Consider the following 16,899-nt stretch of genomic DNA (forward strand, 5'->3'; position numbering starts at 1 on the left):
TGCGGATTCGCCACGGTGTTTTGATGTTCGCCATCTGCGAAATGACGTGTAAAGGACCCCACCGATGGACACCACAACCGAACCATCCTCTCGCCAGAAGGAGCCCCGACATCGTGGCGGCAGTCCGGTGTGGCTCAACTGGTTGTTGGCCTTGTTGACCGTGCCGGTGGCGATGGCGGTCATGCTCTTCGCCTTCGCCGCGGTGATGGGCCTGGCACGGTGTACCGACGGAGGCTGCGATCACATGGGCCCGGGTGAGTTCTGGTTCGGGATACTGGCCTACGGACCGCCGGTCGTGGCGGTCGTCACGATCGCCGCCTCGTTCTACACCGCATCGCGCAAACACGCGATCTGGGTGCCGGTAGCCGGATTGGGACTCTTGTTCATCGACCTTGCCGTTCTGGCCATCACGTTTCGGGCATAACCGAAGGTCATAGGTCCCTCATAGTGCACACCTCCGGCCCTGACGGAGTCGTCCACCGTTGCACATAGTTGAGCTGAAGCACATCACGAGCAAAGGTCTACCCGATGTCCGGTCATTTTCCCGCCACCGAAACGGTGCATGCTGCGCTGTCCTTGGCAACGCGTGCGCCCTCGGTGCACAATTCGCAACCCTGGCGTTGGCGGGTGGGGCCGCGAAGTGTCCATCTCTTCGCCGACCCGTCACTGCACCTCGAACATACCGACCCGGACCGGCGCGACCTGTTCGTCAGCTGCGGAATTGCGTTGAACCACTGTGTTGTTGCGCTTGCGGCGTTGGGCTGGCAGTCCAAGATTCATCGGTTACCCAACCCCGACGAATCCGATCACCTGGCCTCGATCGAGTTTCATCCGGTCCGGCCGGGGGAGATGGACATCTCCCTTGCCGCGGCGATCCCACAACGGCGCACCGATCGCCGGCACTACAGCTCCTGGCCGGTCCCACCCGGGCACATTGCCATGATGGGCGCGCGTGCCGCACGGATGGGTGTCACCATGCGTCGGGTCGAGACGAACGACGAATTCAGGGCGATCCTTGCCCGGGCGGCGCGTGAGCACAGCCAGGATGCCGGGTACCTCGGCGAATTGGCTTCCTGGAGTGGTCGTTACGGGGCCACCGCGGGCGTGCCCGCGCGTAATGCCCCTGCCTCGGACCAGCATTCCCCGGTGCCGGCGCGGATCTTCGCGGGGCCGGCGCTGGCACAGGCGCCGGAGTCGGATGCCGAGGACGATCACGGAGTCGTGCTCGCGCTCGGCACCGCCGCCGACGATGTCATCGCCCGACTGCGGGCCGGCGAAGCCACCAGTCAGGTCCTCCTGACGGCGACGTCGATGGGTCTGGCCAGTTGCATTCTCACCGAACCCCTCGAGATCCAGGCGACCCGCGATCAACTCCAGGCCGCGGTGTTCGGCATCGGGGAGTTCCCTCAGGTCCTGTTGCGTATCGGGTGGGCGCCCATCAACGCGGACCCGCTTCCCGCCACCCCGCGGCGGCCGCTGAGCGAAGTCGCCTGCAACCTCGACGGCTTCCCGCTCGCTTAGCATCGGCGGCTGGTCCTTCGCCGGGATGTATTGGGGCCGTGCGCCCATCCGGGCGGTGACCTTGGACCCTAAGAATTCCGGGTGGTTCGGCGCAAGCTGAAATCCTCAGTCAATCCGGCCGCGTGAGGAGCGGGACGTGGAAATTTACCCCATCGGCTTGGGCCGACGCAGCGGTGCTCTGTTGACGAGCCGCAACCCGCTGGTCCGAATCAGCGACCGAATCGAGGCCCTGACAACATTTCTCGCGCTGTCACTGGTCGTCCTGATGACACCCGTCGCGGGAGCCGTCGGCACTGCGGTACACGACTCGAACGCCCGCCTGTACGCCGAACAGGCGTTGACTCGGCACATCGTCTCGGCCACCGCCCAGACGGATACCGAGACCGTGGTGCAGCGCAATCAGCTCTCTTACGTCGTGCGGGCCCGCTGGACCGCCGCCGGGTCGGAGCACACCGGACTCGTGCCGTGGCCGTCGCCGGCCTCGCTCGGCGACAAGACCGATATCTGGGTGGATGCGCGCGGGGAGAACACCGTCGCGCCTACCCCGGTTCGTCAGGCGGCGGTGGATGCAGTCGGTATCGCGTTGTCTCTGTGGCTCGTCGTTGCCGGCGCTTCGGCCGGATTCGTCTGGGTGGTGCGGTGCCGGCTCGACCGGTCTCGGCACAGCGCGTGGGACCGTGAACTGGCCACGGTGGTCGGCGGCCACGGCGGTCGAGCCCCTCACCAGACCGACAACTGATGAACCTCAACGCAATCGGCTCCCGCGGGGCGCTGGCGCCGATGGTGCAAGACGAGCTGGACCGCACGACGACGATGCTGGTGGCCAGATTTCCGGACTGCGGCCGCGACGAGATCTCATCTGTCGTGACGCGCACCTACCTGCGGCTGGCGGCAGGTGCGCGGATCACCACCCACCTGATACCCCTGACCCTCAACATCAGCCGTCGCATTCTGGCGCTGCGCACCGCAGTCGCGGGCTCAACCGACCTGGATGCTCTGCCCCGACGCCAGACGCTGAACACGGCCCCGGCGGCCAGATGGATTTCTTCGGCGGTGGAGCTCCGCAGGGGTGGTTTCGACGACCGCGCAGCGGTCCGGCCGGACCCCGAGTCCCCGGGCGATTTCGCGGAGCTGGGCCGCGATGACCCGGGCTCCGCCCGGCATGCACTCAATCCCGGACGACGATCACGGGTGCATCGGCCTGTTGTGCCACAGCAGAACTCACCGAGCCCAGCAACATCCCGGTGAAACCGCCGCGCCCGCGGCTACCGACGACCACCAGCTGCGCTTTCTGCGACTCTGCGGCCAGCCAATGCGCGGGCCGATCGCATGGCAGTCTGCGGTGGACATTGACGTCCGGATACCGCTCCTGCCAGCCGGCGAGGCGCTCGGCGAGCGTTTCATGCGCCTGCTCCTCATAGAGGTACCAGTCCATTTCGATGGCGGGGAAGACCGCGGTGTCGCTCCACGCATGCATGGCCACCAGATCCACCCCACGCAACGAGGCCTCCTCGAACGCAAGTCCGGTCGCCGATTCGGAGGCAGGCGACCCATCGATTCCCACCAGGACGGGTGCGGTCGGGTCTGTCCGGTCCTCGGGATGTACCACCACGACCGGACAATGTGCATGATGAAGCAGTGCGTTGCTGACAGAGCCGATCGCCAACCGCCCGTGTTTTCCGGCGCCGCGGATTCCGACCACCATCATCGCCGCATCCTTCGACGTGTCGATGAGGGCCGAGATCACCGGTGAGGGCACCGATTCCGTGCGCACAACTGGGGCATTCGACTCGGTGACGCTGGCGTGAAAGGTCTTCTCCGCCTGTTCGAGGATCTGTTGGGAGGCCCCGTTCTGCCATTCGGCGATATCCAGTTGGGCCGTGGTGATGGGCCACGTGACGATCATCGGGGCAATGACGTGCATGATCGTGACCTCCGTGTGGCGCAGAGCGGCTTCATGGGCCGCCCAGGACACCGCCGCGTCGGACTCGGGGGAGCCGTCGACGGCGACCAGGATTCCGTATTTCTTTGCAAGCGGTGACATCTGGGTGCTCCTTCGGTGTGCGTCGGATGTCGCTGATACCACTCATCGTCAGGTTTTGCGTCCACGCTGACTAGGGCAGAAGGTCATTCACCGCCAGTTCGCTCAGCGGCGGCATCGGGCAACAGGCTGAAGTAGTTCTCCTCCTCCGCGACGAAATGCACGGCCAGCAGCTCGTCGAGTCCGTACAGGCAGGCAAGGAGATCCTCGCGTTGCGCATCGTCGATCCCGCCCTTGGCTTCGGCGACGGTGACGTGGGTGTGCAGCCGGCGGGCCAGGCTGTCGATCTCGGCGTGCATGCGGCTCATCGTCGCGGTGGCTTCCGGGCTGCCCAGCGGTGTCGCCAAGGCGGGATACAGATTGTGGTCCTCGGCGTGCTCGTGCGGCAGCAGCACGTGCTGCACGAAGGTGTCGGCACGTTGCACCAACGGCAATGCGGCCACGACGTTGCCGTCACAAAGCTGATGTGCGGCTGCGCGGAAAGCGCCGAGTTCGCCGCGCATCCGAACATGCTCGGCCGCAAACCTGCGGAGCAGATCCTCGGTGCCGGCGACCAGCGCCGGCGTGCCCACTCCTGGAGTCCGTAACGCGCGCAGGGCGTTGAGAATGACGGTGAGGTCGATCAACTCCTGCAGGAGAGCGCCGATCGTGGGCGGGAGAAGGCCGACCGCGGCGAAGGCCATCGCCACCAAGGACAGACCCATCCCGACTGTCGCGCTCTGCACGGCGAGGCGCCGGGAGCGGCGAGCGATCAGCATGGCATCGGCCAAGCGGTCGATCCGGCCGGTCGCCAGGACGATATCGGCGGTCTCGGAACTCGCCGTAGACCCGTACCCACTGAGTGCGATACCGACATCCGCCGCGGCCAGTGCGGGCGCGTCGTTGACACCGTCGCCGACCATCGCGGTGACGGCCTTCTCCCGCTCCGCCTGCACTCCGGCGACCTTGTCGGCCGGGGTCTGGTCGGCACGCACTTCATCGAGCCCGAGCATGGCTGCGATGTGCTCGGCGGGAGCCGGCCGGTCTCCGGTGAGCATGACCATCCGGTTGATGCCGGCGGCGCGCAACCGGCGAAGTGTGCGCGGCGCGTCCACTCTCAACGGATCACTGAGCAGCACAGCGCCGATCAATCCGTCGTCGACCGACACCCACGCGATGACGGCGCCGTCGAACGTCGCCCGGGTGAGCGCGGTACCGGCCCACTGCGGCGGGCTGGACGGAAGTTCATGATTTCCCACCCTCACGCGCATCCCGTCCACTGTTGCCGACGTGCCGATGCCGGCGACTTCGACGGCATCGGCGGGCACACTGATGGTTATCTGCCGTTCGCGGGCGGCGTCGACGATCGCGTGGGCGAGGACATGAGGGGAGAACCGGTCAGCGGTGGCGGCCAGGCGCAGAACCTCGTTCTGCGTCCACCCCGGGGCGGTCACGATATCGGTCCCGACGGGCCGGCCGGTGGTGATCGTGCCGGTCTTGTCCAGGACCAGGGTGGTCGCCTTTCCGAGATTCTCCAGTGCGCCACCGCTGCGGACGATCACACCGAGCCGGGCGGCCCGGGACAGACCGGAGACGATCGCCACCGGCGCGGCCAGGAGCAACGGACAGGGGGTGGCCACCACGAGCACCGCGACCGCGCGTTCGGCCGAACCGCTGAGCAGCCACGCCGCACCGGAGACGGTGAGCGTCAGAGGCAGGAACCACACGGCGAACCGGTCGGCGAGGCGCACCACCGGTGCGCTCTGCGCGGCGGCCTCCTGTGCCAACCGCACTATCTCGGCGTAGGTGCTGTCCTGCGCGGTCGCGGTCGCCTCGATCTCCACTGCGGCACCCGCATTGACGGCGCCGCTGCGTACCCCATCACCGGCCTGCCGCTCGGCGTACACGGACTCGCCGGTCAGCGCGGATTCATCGAATATCGCGGCCTCTGCGGCAATCAGCCCATCCACCGGCACGACCTCACCCGGACCGATGATCAGCCGGTCGCCGGGCTGAATCGCGTCCAACGGGACCGTCACGACCCCGTCGGTGTCGCATCTTCGCACCTCTCGCGGCATGCGATCGGACAGTGCGCGCAGGTCCCGGGTCGCACGGCGCTCGGCCGCGGAATCCAGCGCCCGGCCGGTGGCCAGCATGACGGCGATCAGCGCTCCGGCAAGGTGCTCGCCGACCGCCAGTGCACCGACGAGCGCCAGAACGGCGATGAGATCGGCGCCGAACCGGCGGTCCTTCATGGCGGTGGCCACCCACCAGAGGGCGGGCACCACGGCGATCAGAGTTCCAGCGTTCCAGAGCATTTCGGCGGTGTGGTGCGCTCCCAGGGACCATGCCAGGCCGCCGCCGCCGAGAGCGGTCAACGTGGTGGCGAGAAGGAGGAAGGGCAGGATACGGCCGACTCGTGCCACCAAGGTCTGCCGTGAAACGGTCACGACGAGGATGCCTCGACCACGGCGGAATGACGTTGCCGCTCCGCTCGGTGCTTGATGCCCAACAACATTCTCCTGGTCAACGCGGAGTGCAGGGGACCGGCCAGACTCAGCGCCACCACTTCGGCCGGGTGCCGCAGCCCTACCCGGGTGCGCACGAGCAGCCGGCAGCGATCGTCCCAGCGGGGCATCAGATGGATGGACCAGACGATGTCCCACGGGATGGCCGGTGGTGACCCGTGCAGCACGATCGCCTCCTGCGGGATCACCTTCGCCACAGGCAAGGTGACGCCGTCGCGTCGTCCCAGCCAGCCGGGCGGGGCGAAACGCACCGTGTCCCCGGCGCTGAGGTTCTGCCATTCGGCATGGATGCGGTCAGCGCTGTGATGGTCGAGCCCACAGGCGCTCTCGACCGTGTCGTAGGTGTAGCAGCCGCCGCGGCCCTGACCGAGCTGTACCACCCACGGCCACACCTGCTCGACGGGCAGATCGATCCACACCCCCTCGGTGGTCTTGACCAGAGGTTCCCGCAGCAGTTCATCGCCGGGCAGCTTCATGGCACATTCGTCCTTGGTGGTGCCCCAGTTCCGCCAGTAGCGCTTTGCCCCATAGAGCAGTACCGCCAGGGCCGCCACCCGCGTCGCGTCGATCTTCATGGTCCCACCATGCTCGTGCGCGCAAGCCGCAGATAGGGCCACTGGTCCTTCGTTACCGAGGAGATCGTCCTGAGGGCCGAAGTCGGATCGAAGTCGTGACTTCCGTCCCTAGCTCACCGCGGCGCCGATGTAGTCGGATGGGGCTATGAACGGAGCAGATGCCGGCACGCCGCGCGCGGACACCGGTGACGAATCCCTGCCGAGGACCGTGGAACTGGTCTTCGATCGGCACGGCGGATACACCAGAGCCGAGGCCCGACTGAGCTGGCGGGGCCGCACGACCGCCGGAGTCGGTTTCACCCGGTTGCGGTCGGGCGACCGGAGTCTCGCGGAAGTCGGTGACGAACTTGCGGTCGCTCGTGCGCTGGCCGATCTGGCCAACCGGCTGGAGAGTGTCACCGCCCGCGATATGGATCGTCTGCCGGGCACCCCGTGACCGCCGGAAACTCCCGTCAGGACTCTGGATGCCGCGGCCGCTGCAGCGTGGAGATGAATACTGCTGCCTGAGTTCGACGTTCCATTCCCAGTTTGGTCAGCAGGCGTGACACGTAGTTCTTCACGGTCTTCTCGGCGAGGAACATCCTGGCGGCGATCTGCTTGTTGCTGAGCCCCTCCCCGAGCAGGTCCAGCAGTGTCCGTTCCTGATCGCTGAGGGTCGCCAGGGGATCGGACCGGCCGGCGGCTCCCCGTAACCTGGCCATCAGCGCACCGGCCGCGCGGTTGTCCAGCAGCGAGCGGCCGGCCCCGACCTCTTTGATCGCCCGCGCCAACTCCATTCCTTTGATGTCCTTGACGACGTAACCGCTGGCGCCGGCGAGGATCGCATCGAGCATCGCCTGGTCCGAGGTGAACGATGTCAGTATCAGGCAACTCAAACCGGGCTGTCGAGACAGCAGCTCTCGGCACAGTTCGATACCGTTGCCATCCGGCAGCCGCACGTCGAGCACGGCCACGTCGGGCTGTAGCGCGGGAATCGACGCCATCGCCTCTGCCACCGAACCCGCCTCGCCGACGACCCGAAGGTCCGGATCGGCGCCGAGTAGGTCGATGAGCCCGCGCCGCACCAGTTCGTGGTCGTCGACGAGGAAGACGCGCAACACCCCGGCGTCATCCGGTTCTTCCCGGGGAGCCGTTGGGCGTGCGGGTGAGGGAGCGTGGCGGGTGGCGTTCACAATGCCGCCCGGGGTGGACAGACCAGAACCGAACACATGGTGTCGGTCAGGGTGGCATGCCCGGGTGACCCGATCAGGTCGCACAGACCGCCGCGCCGGGTACGGCCCACGACGAGGAGATCAACCGATGCGGCGTGCCGGCGCAGGTACGTGGTCGTACTGCCTTGCGCTGCAGCCATCTTGATGGTCAGTTCGGGGTATTTGCGCCGTAGCCAGTCAAGCTTGCGCTCGAGCCCGGCGCGGGTGCGACGGTTGCCGGCCGCCCGGGCCTGGGTGTCGTGAATATCGGTGAATCTCGGCTGCCAGGTCGCCACGATGGACAGGGTGGCGTGTCTGCCCCGCGCTTCCGCGACCCCGTGCTCCAGAACCGCGGCGATATCGCACGAGTCGTCGATCTCGGCGACCACTCCTGCCCCGTCGAAGGCCGAGCTGTCGGGGCGGATGACGGCAACCGGACAGTGTGCCGCACTGGTCAATTCGCCGATCCGGGCACCCAGGGAAACTCCGGGCGTGTGCTCCTGGCCAGTCGCCCCGACGCACAACATGAGTGCCGACGTGGAAGCCTCGATGAGCACCGCGGTCGGGTCGCCCTGCCGGATCTCCACTTCGATCTTGACCGGTGTCCGGCCCGACTCGACTGCCACGACGCACTCGCGCACCGCGATCTCGGCACCCGCCAGATCGCCTGCAGCAGAGTCGGTATCGTCGTCACCGTCCACCACGCACAACAGACGAAGCGGGACATCGTGTCGTACGGCCTCATCGACAGCCCAGACGGCTGCCGAGACCGCCGCATGCGATCCGTCCACCCCGACGACCACCGGTCGCGACGGCAATCGTGTGTTCATGGTGGTTGTCTCCGCACCGATCAGCGGACCGATACCCGCTCGCCGGTCGCCGACTCGATATCCGAGGCGGTGGCGGCATAGAGCTTTCCTGCAATATCCGACAATGCCCGGGCGATGGCGAGGTTCTCCCCGACCTGCTCGGGGAAGTGGTCATCCGGGTCGAGCGTCGTACGGCCTTTCCCGATCAGCTCCCCATCCTCCCAGGTCATTCTCGCGGTGGCATTGGTGCCGTTGTCGACCTCGTCGACGGTGATCTTCACGGTCAGGTGATCGAGGTGTTTCTTGGAATGCTTGTGACTCATGGGTTCTCTCTCGTAGGAAGTACGTGCTCAATCGTTGATGGTGAGGACTTCGGCGAGCGGCCGTCGCGGGGTGGGTGGGGGTACCGGTTCGCCGGCCGGGGTTCGGCCCATCCTGATCAACACCTGGGGGAACTCGTGACCCGTCAGTGATCGGACCATCGTGGAGGAGGCCGCCACCTCGGTGAGGTGGGTCAGCGTGCACGTCGCCAGCCCGGCCATGGTTGCCGACAGGAGTGCTGCAGACAGCGCCTCGCCGCAGCCGAGCAGATCCAGGTGGGTGTCGTCGTAGGTGGACAGCACGACGATCCGGGAGTGGTCTTCGGGTACCTCGTTGCGCTGCTCCTGATGGTGGGTGACGGGAAACCGACGTCCGAGGGCGACCCGGTCGGTCTCCGCCGCTGTGATCAGTGCGCTGTGTGGAATTCCCGCGGTGGGGTCGAATGACGAGGTCCACCAGTCCAATTCCGCATGATAGGCAGAGTCGTACAACCGCGCGTCCTCGGTCAGGGCCGCGGCTTTGACGAGGACCGGACGATCGTCGTCATCGAGCACGTCGACGACCGCGGTATCGCCGACGACCCGGAGCAGTTCCGGTTCGAAGGAACTCCACTCCACAGGTGCGGCGAAGGGCAAACGGTCCGTTCTGCGCAGCCGAATCGCCTGTGCGCGGCGGCGGTGGCCCTCGGTCACGTAGTCCAAGGGGGTGAAATGGATCGTCGCAAGATGTTTGTGGTCGTTCGGGTTCGGATAGCGGTCCACATTCGCCGTCCACCCCGCAGCTGCCATGGCGACGCGCAGGTGATCGAGGACTGCTCCGCAACTGATCAGCGCCTGCCGACCAGAGGAATCGGTCCGCACCAGGCGGCTCGCGTCCAGGTGCAGTTCGAGCGCACCGGAATCGGCGATCCAGCGCCACGGCTGGCTGTTGTGGATCGACGGAGCTCGGCACGCCGACTTCACCGCGTCCTTGAGCACGCTGGTGGCCACTTTGGTCCGCTGCATGTTCGGGGTCCCTTCGGCATGGTGTGAAGACCCCTTGACCATCGCTCAACGTCACGTTGCGCAGAAGGGCCATTGGTCCCAGGATTCGCCCCTGGCGGCAGCGCGGCTCCGAACAGAGTCTTTGTGCTCTGGTGAATGAGGACCAATGGCGTCGCCCAGGGGACGGTCGACCGCTTCCGCCGAGGTGCGCCGGCGGTGACGATTCTTGTCATGGACGAAGTACCCGGCGCGCCCATCGATTCCGCGGTGATCAGCCCTGCGGTCCACGAGACGCATACCGGGATCGTCGTGCTGGTGGGTGACCGTGCGTACAAGGCGAAGAAGCCGGTGGTCACCGATTTCCTCGACTTCAGCACACCGCAGGCGCGAGAGCAGGTGTGTCAGCGCGAGGTCGCATTGAACCGGCGGTTGGCGCCAACGAGCTACCTGGGGGTCGCGCACCTGACCGGTCCGCAGGAAGGTCACGCCGAACCGGTCATCGTGATGCGGCGCCACCCCGATTCACGGTGCCTCGCCACGATGATCGCCGCCGGGCTACCCGTCACGGGTCACCTGGACCGGATCGCAGAGGTACTGGCAGGGTTCCACCGTCGAGCAGAGCGCAGCGACGTCATCGACCTGTCGGCGACCCCGGAGGCGGTGGCCGCGCGGTGGCAGGAGAATCTCACCGAGTTGCACCGCTACACCGCGGACATCCTGCCGGCCGATACCGTGGCAGCGGTCGGGCAGCTCGCCACCGAATTCATGTCGAGAAGGTCTGCCCTGTTCGCCCGGCGCATCGAGGAGCGTCGGATCGTCGACGGTCACGGCGACCTGCAGAGCTCCGATGTGTTCTGCCTGCCGGAGGGTCCGGCGCTCCTGGACTGCCTCGAGTTCGATGACCAGCTGCGGTATGTCGACGGCGTCGACGACGCCGCGTTTCTGGCGATGGATCTGGAGTTCCTGGGCCACAAGGACCTCGGTGATCACTTCCTGGACCAGTACTGCCGATTGGCCGATGATCAGGCGCCGCCCGGGCTCAAGCACTTCTACACCGCCTACCGCGCGGTCGTGCGCGCCAAGGTGGATTGCATCTGCGTGCGACAGGGGCGCTCGGAGGCACGCGCGGACGCGCGCAGGCATCTCGCCATCGCGCTGGAGCATCTCAGCGCAGGTGCCGTCCGGCTCATCATCATCGGCGGGGGACCGGGCACCGGGAAATCCACACTAGCGCAGTCGCTCGCCCGGGAGATCGGCGCGCACGTGGTGTCGACCGACGATGTCCGCCGCGATCTGCAGCGGAGCGGCCGCATCGGCGGAACCGCCGGCACCCTGCACGCCGGGCTGTACGATCCCGCCAACGTCGACACGGTCTATACCGATGTGCTCCGGCGAGCACAGCAGTTCCTGACCGGAGGGCACACCGTCATCCTGGACGGCACCTGGCGCGACCGCAGACACCGCACCCTGGCCCATGAAGTGGCCGCGGAGTGTTCCGCACCGGTGCTCGAATTCGTCTGCACCACAACCCTTGACGATGCCAAGGCGCGTATCGCGACACGTGGTGAGACGGCCTCCGATGCCACCGCGGAGATGGCCGCCCCGCTGACGCCCGACCCTGAGGATTGGGTGGGCGCCCACCGCGTCGATACCAGCCGGTCGCTGCAGGAGAACATCGCGGAAGCGCGGGAGGTGTGCTGCGTCGCCATCTGACCGCCGTGAAACTCAACGCTGCCTCTACCCATCCGGAAGGAATCCGCACATGAAAGGCCTCGTCTATCAAGGCCCCGGCCACCGTTCTTGGCAAGACGTGCCCCATCCGCAGATCCAGCGCCCCGGCGACGCGATCGTCCGCGTGGATGCCGTGACCATCTGCGGGACCGACCTGCACATCTTGAAGGGCGATGTCCCGGAGGTGCCGGCCGGCCGGATCCTGGGCCACGAAGCGGTCGGTACCGTCACCGCCGAACAGCGGATCCTGTGGGAATCGGTGCGGCACCGGCCTGACAATGAGGAAGAAAGGGCGCACCATGGTTGATTCGGCACGGCCCATCGTGGTGGGTGTCGACGGGACGATCTCGGCACGGCATGCGGCGCGATGGGCAGGCGCGCTCGCGGTGCGGCTGGGAGCGCGGCTGCACATCGTGCACGCCATGCCGTACTCCGGGCACAACCTCACCGACGCCATGGCCGCGTTCCAAGCGGCCTATATCGACGAGCAAAGGGAGGCTGCACATCCCATCCTCGACGCGGTGTCCAGTGCGGTTCGGGCGAGCCATCCCGATTTGGAGATCACCACCGAGGCGCTCACCGAAACCGTCGACACAGCCCTGCAAGCGCTGAGTCGGCACGCGCGGATGCTGGTGCTGGGGTGTGACGAGCTGTCGCCCTCGGTCGCTCTGCTCGTGGGTTCACTCACGCTCCACCTCACCGCCCACGCCGAATGCCCGGTGGTGGCGTGGCGGGGCGAATTACTCAGCCCGACAGCACAACCGATTGTCGTCGGGGTGGACGGCTCCAGCGATGGCGCCGTTGATCTGGCCTTCGAACTGGCCGCTGCGCTGGGCGCTCCGCTGTGGGCGGTGCACTCCTGGTCGATGCGCACCCCACCCGGGGAGGTGTCCATCCCGTTCTTGATCGATTGGGACGCCCTGGAGGCACTTCAACGCGAGGAACTCGTCAATGCGGTGGAGCCCTACCGCCACAAGTACCCCGATACCGAGGTCAGTCTTTTCGTGGATGCCGCCAAACCCCGCCGCGCACTCCTGCAGCGGTTGGGGGAGGCTCAGCTCGTCGTGGTGGGTAGCCGGGGCCGCAATCCGCTGGCCGCCACCGTGCTGGGATCCACCAGCCTCAATATGCTGCACCACTCGCCGGTTCCGGTGGCGGTCTGCCGGTCGAGGCCGGCAGACCTGTGATGGCGCCGCCGGACCAGCTCACCAGGGAGTGGGCCGCCGCGGTGCCCGCCGAGGACGCATTCACCACACTCGGCAGTATGGCCACCGGTCTGACCTCGGAAGAAGCCCGGCTGCGGCTGGACCGCGACGGCCCCAACGCCGTACGCACCCACCGGGTCAGCGCGTGGGCCGTGCTGATGCGCCAACTGCGCAGCGCCCTGTTGCTGCTCCTGGCCGCCACCGCGGTCATGGCATTCTTCCTCGGCGATCACACCCAGGCACTGATCATCGGGATCATCCTGATCGCCAGCATCGGGTTGAGTTTCGTCAACGAATACCGGGCCGAGCGTGCGACCGCGCAATTGCACTCGCAGGTACACCATTTCGCCCTGGTGTGTCGGGACGGTCAGTTCACCAAAGACAGTGTCACCCATTTGGTGGTGGGCGATGTGATCCGGTTGACGCTGGGGGAGGTGGTACCCGCCGATATCCGTCTGGTGACGGTCCATGGACTGGAGTGCAACGAGAGCATCCTGTCCGGAGAATCCACTCCGGCCCAGAAAACTGCGCTGTCCGTCGACGATGCGCGCAGCCTGCCCGACTGTTCCAACTTGGCTTTCATGGGCACTGTGGTCACCGCCGGCGACGCTGTGGGCATCGTCTATGCCACCGGGCAGCGCGCTCAGTTCGGCAGGCTTGCTGTGGGATTGGGTGAACGTCAACCCGAGACCGACTTTCAGCGGGGCCTGCGAAGGTTCTCCTATCTCCTGCTGTGGGTGGCGCTGATCCTGACCGCCTTCATCCTAGGGATCAATGTGATGCTCGGACGCCCCCTGATCGACGCTGCGTTGTTCGCGTTGGCGATCGCCGTCGGCATCACCCCGCAATTGCTCCCCGCGGTGGTCAGTACCAGCCTGGCGACCGGTTCACGACGGCTGGCCCGCCAACATGTCCTCGTCAAACGTCTGGTCTGTATCGAGGACCTCGGCGATATCGATGTGCTGATCACGGACAAGACCGGGACACTCACCAACGGCCAGATCACCTACATCGACGCGGTCGACGCCACCGGTGCCCACAGCGATGCGGTACTCAGGCTCGGACTGTTGGCCAGCGACCTGGAGACCGCGGGCGGGCAGAGTGCCAATCCGCTGGACGCCGCCCTCACCGCGGCCGCCGGCACCGTGACCATCGACAGCGCGCGGTGCGTGGCGGTGCTCCCGTTCGATCATGCCCGGCGAGCGACATCCGCCTTGGTCGACGACCGGGGACAGCGCCGACTCGTGACCAAGGGTGCCCCCGAGCAGATCCTCGAGCATTGCGTCACCGTGCCAGACGGTGCCCAGGCGACGTTGAACGCACTCTTCGACGAGGGGCGACGTGTCGTGGCAGTGGCCAGCCGACCAGCCCCTGACCTGACCGAGATCGACGCGGCCGACGAGGCAGACCTGACCTTGGACGGATTTCTGTGTTTCGCCGACGAGCCGAAACCCGCTGCAGCGCAGTCCCTGCACGCTTTGGCAGAGCTGGGGATCGAGGTCAAGGTCGCCACCGGAGACAACCCGCGGGTTGCCGAGAAAGTGTGCGCTGAGCTGGGTTTGCCGACAAAAGGGACCATCACCGGAGCCGAACTGGCGGTCCTCGGTCCTGACGACTACGCACGTGCCGTCCAGAACCACACCATTTTTGCCAGGATCTCACCCGAACAGAAGGCGGCGTTGATCGCCGAGGCCCGCCGCGTCGGACGGGCGGTGGGATTCCTGGGCGACGGGGTCAACGATGCGCTGGCACTTCATGCCGCCGATGTCGGGATATCTGTCGATACTGCCAGCGATGTCGCCAAAGACGCGGCGGACGTGGTGCTGATGGAGAAGGACCTCGGTGTGCTGGCCGCCGGTGTGGCAGAAGGTCGACGCATCTTCGCCAACACCATCAAGTACGTCTTGATGGGCACCTCAAGCAATTTCGGCAACATGTTCAGTGCAGCCGCCGCCTCCTCCATCCTGCCGTTCCTGCCGATGCTGCCCAGCCAGATCCTGCTGAACAACCTGCTGTACGACAGTTCCCAGTTGGCCATCCCCACCGACCGGGTCGACCCCGAACAGCTGCGTGCTCCTTCACATTGGAACATCGCTTTCATCAGGCGGTTCATGCTCACGTTCGGTCCGGTCAGTTCCCTGTTCGACTTCTTGACCTTCGGCCTGATGCTCGGCGTGCTGCATGCCGCTCCGCCGGAGTTTCGCACCGGTTGGTTCGTGGAGTCGCTGGCGACACAGACACTCATCATCTTCGCCATCCGCACGCGACGAATTCCCTTCACCCGCAGCCGGCCCGGTGGTCTGCTGACCCTGGCGACCGTGGCCGTGATCGCTGTGGGTATCGCCATCAGCTTCTGGGGTCCTGCCCGGAGCATGGGGTTCGCGCCGCTGCCCTGGCAGTTCTTCGCCGCGCTTGCGGGTATGGCGGTCGCGTACCTGGTGCTGGTCGAGATCACCAAATCGGTGTTCTACCGCGAGCCCGTCGGCGCACCGCCAGCCCGCACGCGCGGCGCGGACACGCGCATCCACCGCCGCGCCGCACGCTTCAGTCATCATGGCCGCCTGGTGACAAGGACTGACGTCCCGAGGTTGAGGACCAAAGCCCATAGCTGATCGCTTCGTCCACGCTTAACGTGAGACGTATCGCGACATCACTCGTCCAGAGGGAAGCACACCATGTCCACGTCGGTATCGAAGCCCATCGTCGTCGGTATCGACGGCTCCAAAGCAGCCTTGGGAGCCGCCTTTTGGGCTGCCGATGAAGCTGTCAACCGGAATGTCCCGCTGCGATTGGTCCACGTCGTCGACGCGCACGATCACGAGGACACTGTGGTCGCCGAAGCCGGCCGCACGCTGCAGGCGGTCAGCGACGCCCTGAATGCCAGTGGGCAGCAGGTCAAGATAGAGACGGACATTCTGCAAGGCGATCCGGTGGACGTTCTGGCCGAAGTATCCCGTTCGGCGGAGCTGGTGTGCGTCGGTTGGAAAGGCACCCACGATTCCGGTCCGGGCCGGCGGGGTTCGACCGCAGCGCGTCTGGCGAAGGCCGCGCAGTCCACGGTGGCAATCGTGCACCGTCGGCATGCCCGCGAGCGCGTCGGGCCGCATCGTTGGATCGTCGCCGTTCTCGATGACCAGCCGGATCCACAGGCCGTCTTGCAAAGGGCGATCGACGAGGCGGCGTTGCGTGACGCGTCGATTCTTGCGCTCACCCCGTGGCCTGCCGAGTCGGAGCGTTCGGAGAATGTCGGCGCAAGGCTGGAGTCGCTGGTCAGCGATCGGGAGCGAGACCACGCCGACATGCAGATCGCGGTACTCCCACGGCCCGGCGACATCACCAATCTCCTTGCCCAGAGCGCCGATATCGATCAACTGGTCATCGCCTCGGCGAAAGACTCCGAAGTGGTCGCCCAGCTCGTCGGCCCCGTCGCCGCGGCGATCCTGCGCGGCACGAACTGCTCGTTACTCGTCCTGCGGGATCACGTCTAGGTCGACGTCCACATCGACAATGGACCCATCTCGGTGCAAGGTCACCGGCAGGTGGGAGTCTGCGATGACGCGCCGCACACGGTGGTTCTCGGCGAGGACGTCAGCCACGAGGTGCCGGAAACCGTCACGCTTGGCGAGTCGGACGAGCTCTCCGAGCAATGCCGTACCCACACCGCGATCGTGCTGGTATCGCGCGACGACGACGGCGACCTCGGCCTGGTCGGGCACCTCGCAGCGGGTGTAGTTCGCCACACCGACCAGCTCGCCGTGGTCGAAGGCCCCGAGTGCGACGACATCGCCGGAAGCTTCGGTGAGCGAGGTGGCCCATTGCGGGATGAAAGCCGGGCGGGTGGTGAAGAAGCGCAGGTACTTTTCGTCATCGCTGAGTCCGTCGGCGAGTTCGACGACCCGGTCGAAGTCGGCGGGGGTGAGTTTGCGCAAGGTGACCGTTGCTCTTCCGTCGAACAGCGGGACGATTCGTGGGGTGCCGGGCTGTTGGTCCGTCGGAACCGGGTGTGCTTCGGGCAT

At 66.4% G+C, this 16,899-nt stretch carries 17 protein-coding genes and 1 pseudogene; 10 read left to right on the forward strand and 8 right to left on the reverse strand.

Annotated elements, in window-relative coordinates; genetic code table 11:
• Nucleotides 1-64 precede the first annotated feature (64 nt).
• The 4 genes from H7J86_RS01815 to H7J86_RS01830 all read left to right on the forward strand — a co-directional run bounded on the left by H7J86_RS01815 (nucleotide 65) and on the right by H7J86_RS01830 (nucleotide 2,769).
• The gene (locus tag H7J86_RS01815) at nucleotides 65-424 is read left to right on the forward strand and encodes a hypothetical protein (protein ID WP_235683302.1); all 360 of its coding nucleotides are present in this window, start codon (nucleotides 65-67) and stop codon (nucleotides 422-424) included.
• Between the two features lie 104 nt (nucleotides 425-528).
• Nucleotides 529-1,521, forward strand: coding sequence for an Acg family FMN-binding oxidoreductase (locus H7J86_RS01820; protein ID WP_267289018.1), 993 nt, complete (start codon nucleotides 529-531; stop codon nucleotides 1,519-1,521).
• A gap of 136 nt (nucleotides 1,522-1,657) precedes the next feature.
• Nucleotides 1,658-2,260 carry an Rv1733c family protein gene (locus H7J86_RS01825; protein WP_267289020.1) on the forward strand — a complete coding sequence of 201 codons (603 nt, stop codon included), beginning with the start codon at nucleotides 1,658-1,660 and terminating at the stop codon, nucleotides 2,258-2,260.
• Nucleotides 2,260-2,769 (forward strand): three-helix bundle dimerization domain-containing protein, encoded by a 510-nt coding sequence (locus H7J86_RS01830; RefSeq protein ID WP_267289022.1) that lies wholly within the window; start codon nucleotides 2,260-2,262, stop codon nucleotides 2,767-2,769. The genes H7J86_RS01825 and H7J86_RS01830 overlap by 1 nt, the downstream gene beginning before the upstream one ends.
• On the opposite strand, the gene H7J86_RS01835 is transcribed toward H7J86_RS01830, so the two are convergent.
• The 3 genes from H7J86_RS01835 to H7J86_RS01845 form a co-directional block, all read right to left on the reverse strand.
• On the reverse strand, nucleotides 2,690-3,565 hold the full coding sequence (locus H7J86_RS01835) for a universal stress protein (RefSeq protein ID WP_090361198.1): 876 nt from the start codon (nucleotides 3,563-3,565) through the stop codon (nucleotides 2,690-2,692). The two genes, H7J86_RS01830 and H7J86_RS01835, sit on opposite strands and share 80 nt — an antisense overlap.
• Nucleotides 3,566-3,648: 83 nt before the next feature.
• Complete coding sequence (locus tag H7J86_RS01840) at nucleotides 3,649-5,991, reverse strand: heavy metal translocating P-type ATPase (protein ID WP_267289024.1); 2,343 nt, start codon at nucleotides 5,989-5,991, stop codon at nucleotides 3,649-3,651.
• Nucleotides 5,988-6,644 (reverse strand): SRPBCC family protein, encoded by a 657-nt coding sequence (locus tag H7J86_RS01845; protein ID WP_267289026.1) that lies wholly within the window; start codon nucleotides 6,642-6,644, stop codon nucleotides 5,988-5,990. Before H7J86_RS01845 ends, H7J86_RS01840 begins: the two co-directional genes overlap by 4 nt.
• 145 nt (nucleotides 6,645-6,789) lie before the next feature.
• On the opposite strand from H7J86_RS01845, the gene H7J86_RS01850 reads away from it, so the two are divergent.
• The gene (locus H7J86_RS01850; protein WP_267289028.1) at nucleotides 6,790-7,080 is read left to right on the forward strand and encodes a dsRBD fold-containing protein; all 291 of its coding nucleotides are present in this window, start codon (nucleotides 6,790-6,792) and stop codon (nucleotides 7,078-7,080) included.
• A gap of 16 nt (nucleotides 7,081-7,096) precedes the next feature.
• Here H7J86_RS01850 and H7J86_RS01855 read toward each other — a convergent pair whose 3' ends face one another.
• From H7J86_RS01855 to H7J86_RS01870, 4 genes are all read right to left on the reverse strand, one after another.
• Nucleotides 7,097-7,744: a response regulator gene (locus H7J86_RS01855; protein WP_267289281.1), complete on the reverse strand. Its 648-nt coding sequence runs from the start codon at nucleotides 7,742-7,744 to the stop codon at nucleotides 7,097-7,099.
• Nucleotides 7,745-7,812: 68 nt separating this feature from the next.
• A complete protein-coding gene (locus H7J86_RS01860) occupies nucleotides 7,813-8,664 on the reverse strand; it encodes a universal stress protein (RefSeq protein WP_267289030.1) in 852 nt (283 codons plus the stop codon).
• A 20-nt stretch (nucleotides 8,665-8,684) separates the two neighbouring features.
• Nucleotides 8,685-8,966 (reverse strand): dsRBD fold-containing protein, encoded by a 282-nt coding sequence (locus H7J86_RS01865; RefSeq protein WP_267289032.1) that lies wholly within the window; start codon nucleotides 8,964-8,966, stop codon nucleotides 8,685-8,687.
• Between the two features lie 27 nt (nucleotides 8,967-8,993).
• Nucleotides 8,994-9,968, reverse strand: coding sequence for an Acg family FMN-binding oxidoreductase (locus H7J86_RS01870; protein WP_267289034.1), 975 nt, complete (start codon nucleotides 9,966-9,968; stop codon nucleotides 8,994-8,996).
• A 210-nt stretch (nucleotides 9,969-10,178) separates the two neighbouring features.
• Between H7J86_RS01870 and H7J86_RS01875 the strand changes: the two genes are divergently transcribed.
• The 5 genes and pseudogenes from H7J86_RS01875 (at nucleotide 10,179) to H7J86_RS01895 (ending at nucleotide 16,371) form a co-directional block, all read left to right on the forward strand.
• Nucleotides 10,179-11,660 (forward strand): bifunctional aminoglycoside phosphotransferase/ATP-binding protein, encoded by a 1,482-nt coding sequence (locus tag H7J86_RS01875; RefSeq protein WP_267289036.1) that lies wholly within the window; start codon nucleotides 10,179-10,181, stop codon nucleotides 11,658-11,660.
• Between the two features lie 49 nt (nucleotides 11,661-11,709).
• Nucleotides 11,710-11,910: pseudogene (locus H7J86_RS01880) on the forward strand (alcohol dehydrogenase catalytic domain-containing protein); the annotation flags it as partial.
• A 67-nt stretch (nucleotides 11,911-11,977) separates the two neighbouring features.
• Nucleotides 11,978-12,865, forward strand: a complete 888-nt coding sequence (locus H7J86_RS01885; RefSeq protein WP_267289038.1) for a universal stress protein — start codon at nucleotides 11,978-11,980, stop codon at nucleotides 12,863-12,865.
• Entirely contained in the window at nucleotides 12,865-15,495 is a 2,631-nt protein-coding gene (gene mgtA / locus H7J86_RS01890) for a magnesium-translocating P-type ATPase (RefSeq protein ID WP_267289040.1), read from the forward strand. Before H7J86_RS01885 ends, mgtA begins: the two co-directional genes overlap by 1 nt.
• Before the next feature lie 63 nt (nucleotides 15,496-15,558).
• Entirely contained in the window at nucleotides 15,559-16,371 is an 813-nt protein-coding gene (locus H7J86_RS01895; RefSeq protein ID WP_267289042.1) for a universal stress protein, read from the forward strand.
• Here H7J86_RS01895 and H7J86_RS01900 read toward each other — a convergent pair.
• Complete coding sequence (locus H7J86_RS01900) at nucleotides 16,345-16,899, reverse strand: GNAT family N-acetyltransferase (RefSeq protein WP_267289044.1); 555 nt, start codon at nucleotides 16,897-16,899, stop codon at nucleotides 16,345-16,347. The genes H7J86_RS01895 and H7J86_RS01900 overlap by 27 nt on opposite strands.

The organism is Mycobacterium hackensackense, from assembly GCF_025822555.1.
Taxonomy (GTDB): Bacteria; Actinomycetota; Actinomycetes; order Mycobacteriales; family Mycobacteriaceae; genus Mycobacterium; species Mycobacterium fluoranthenivorans.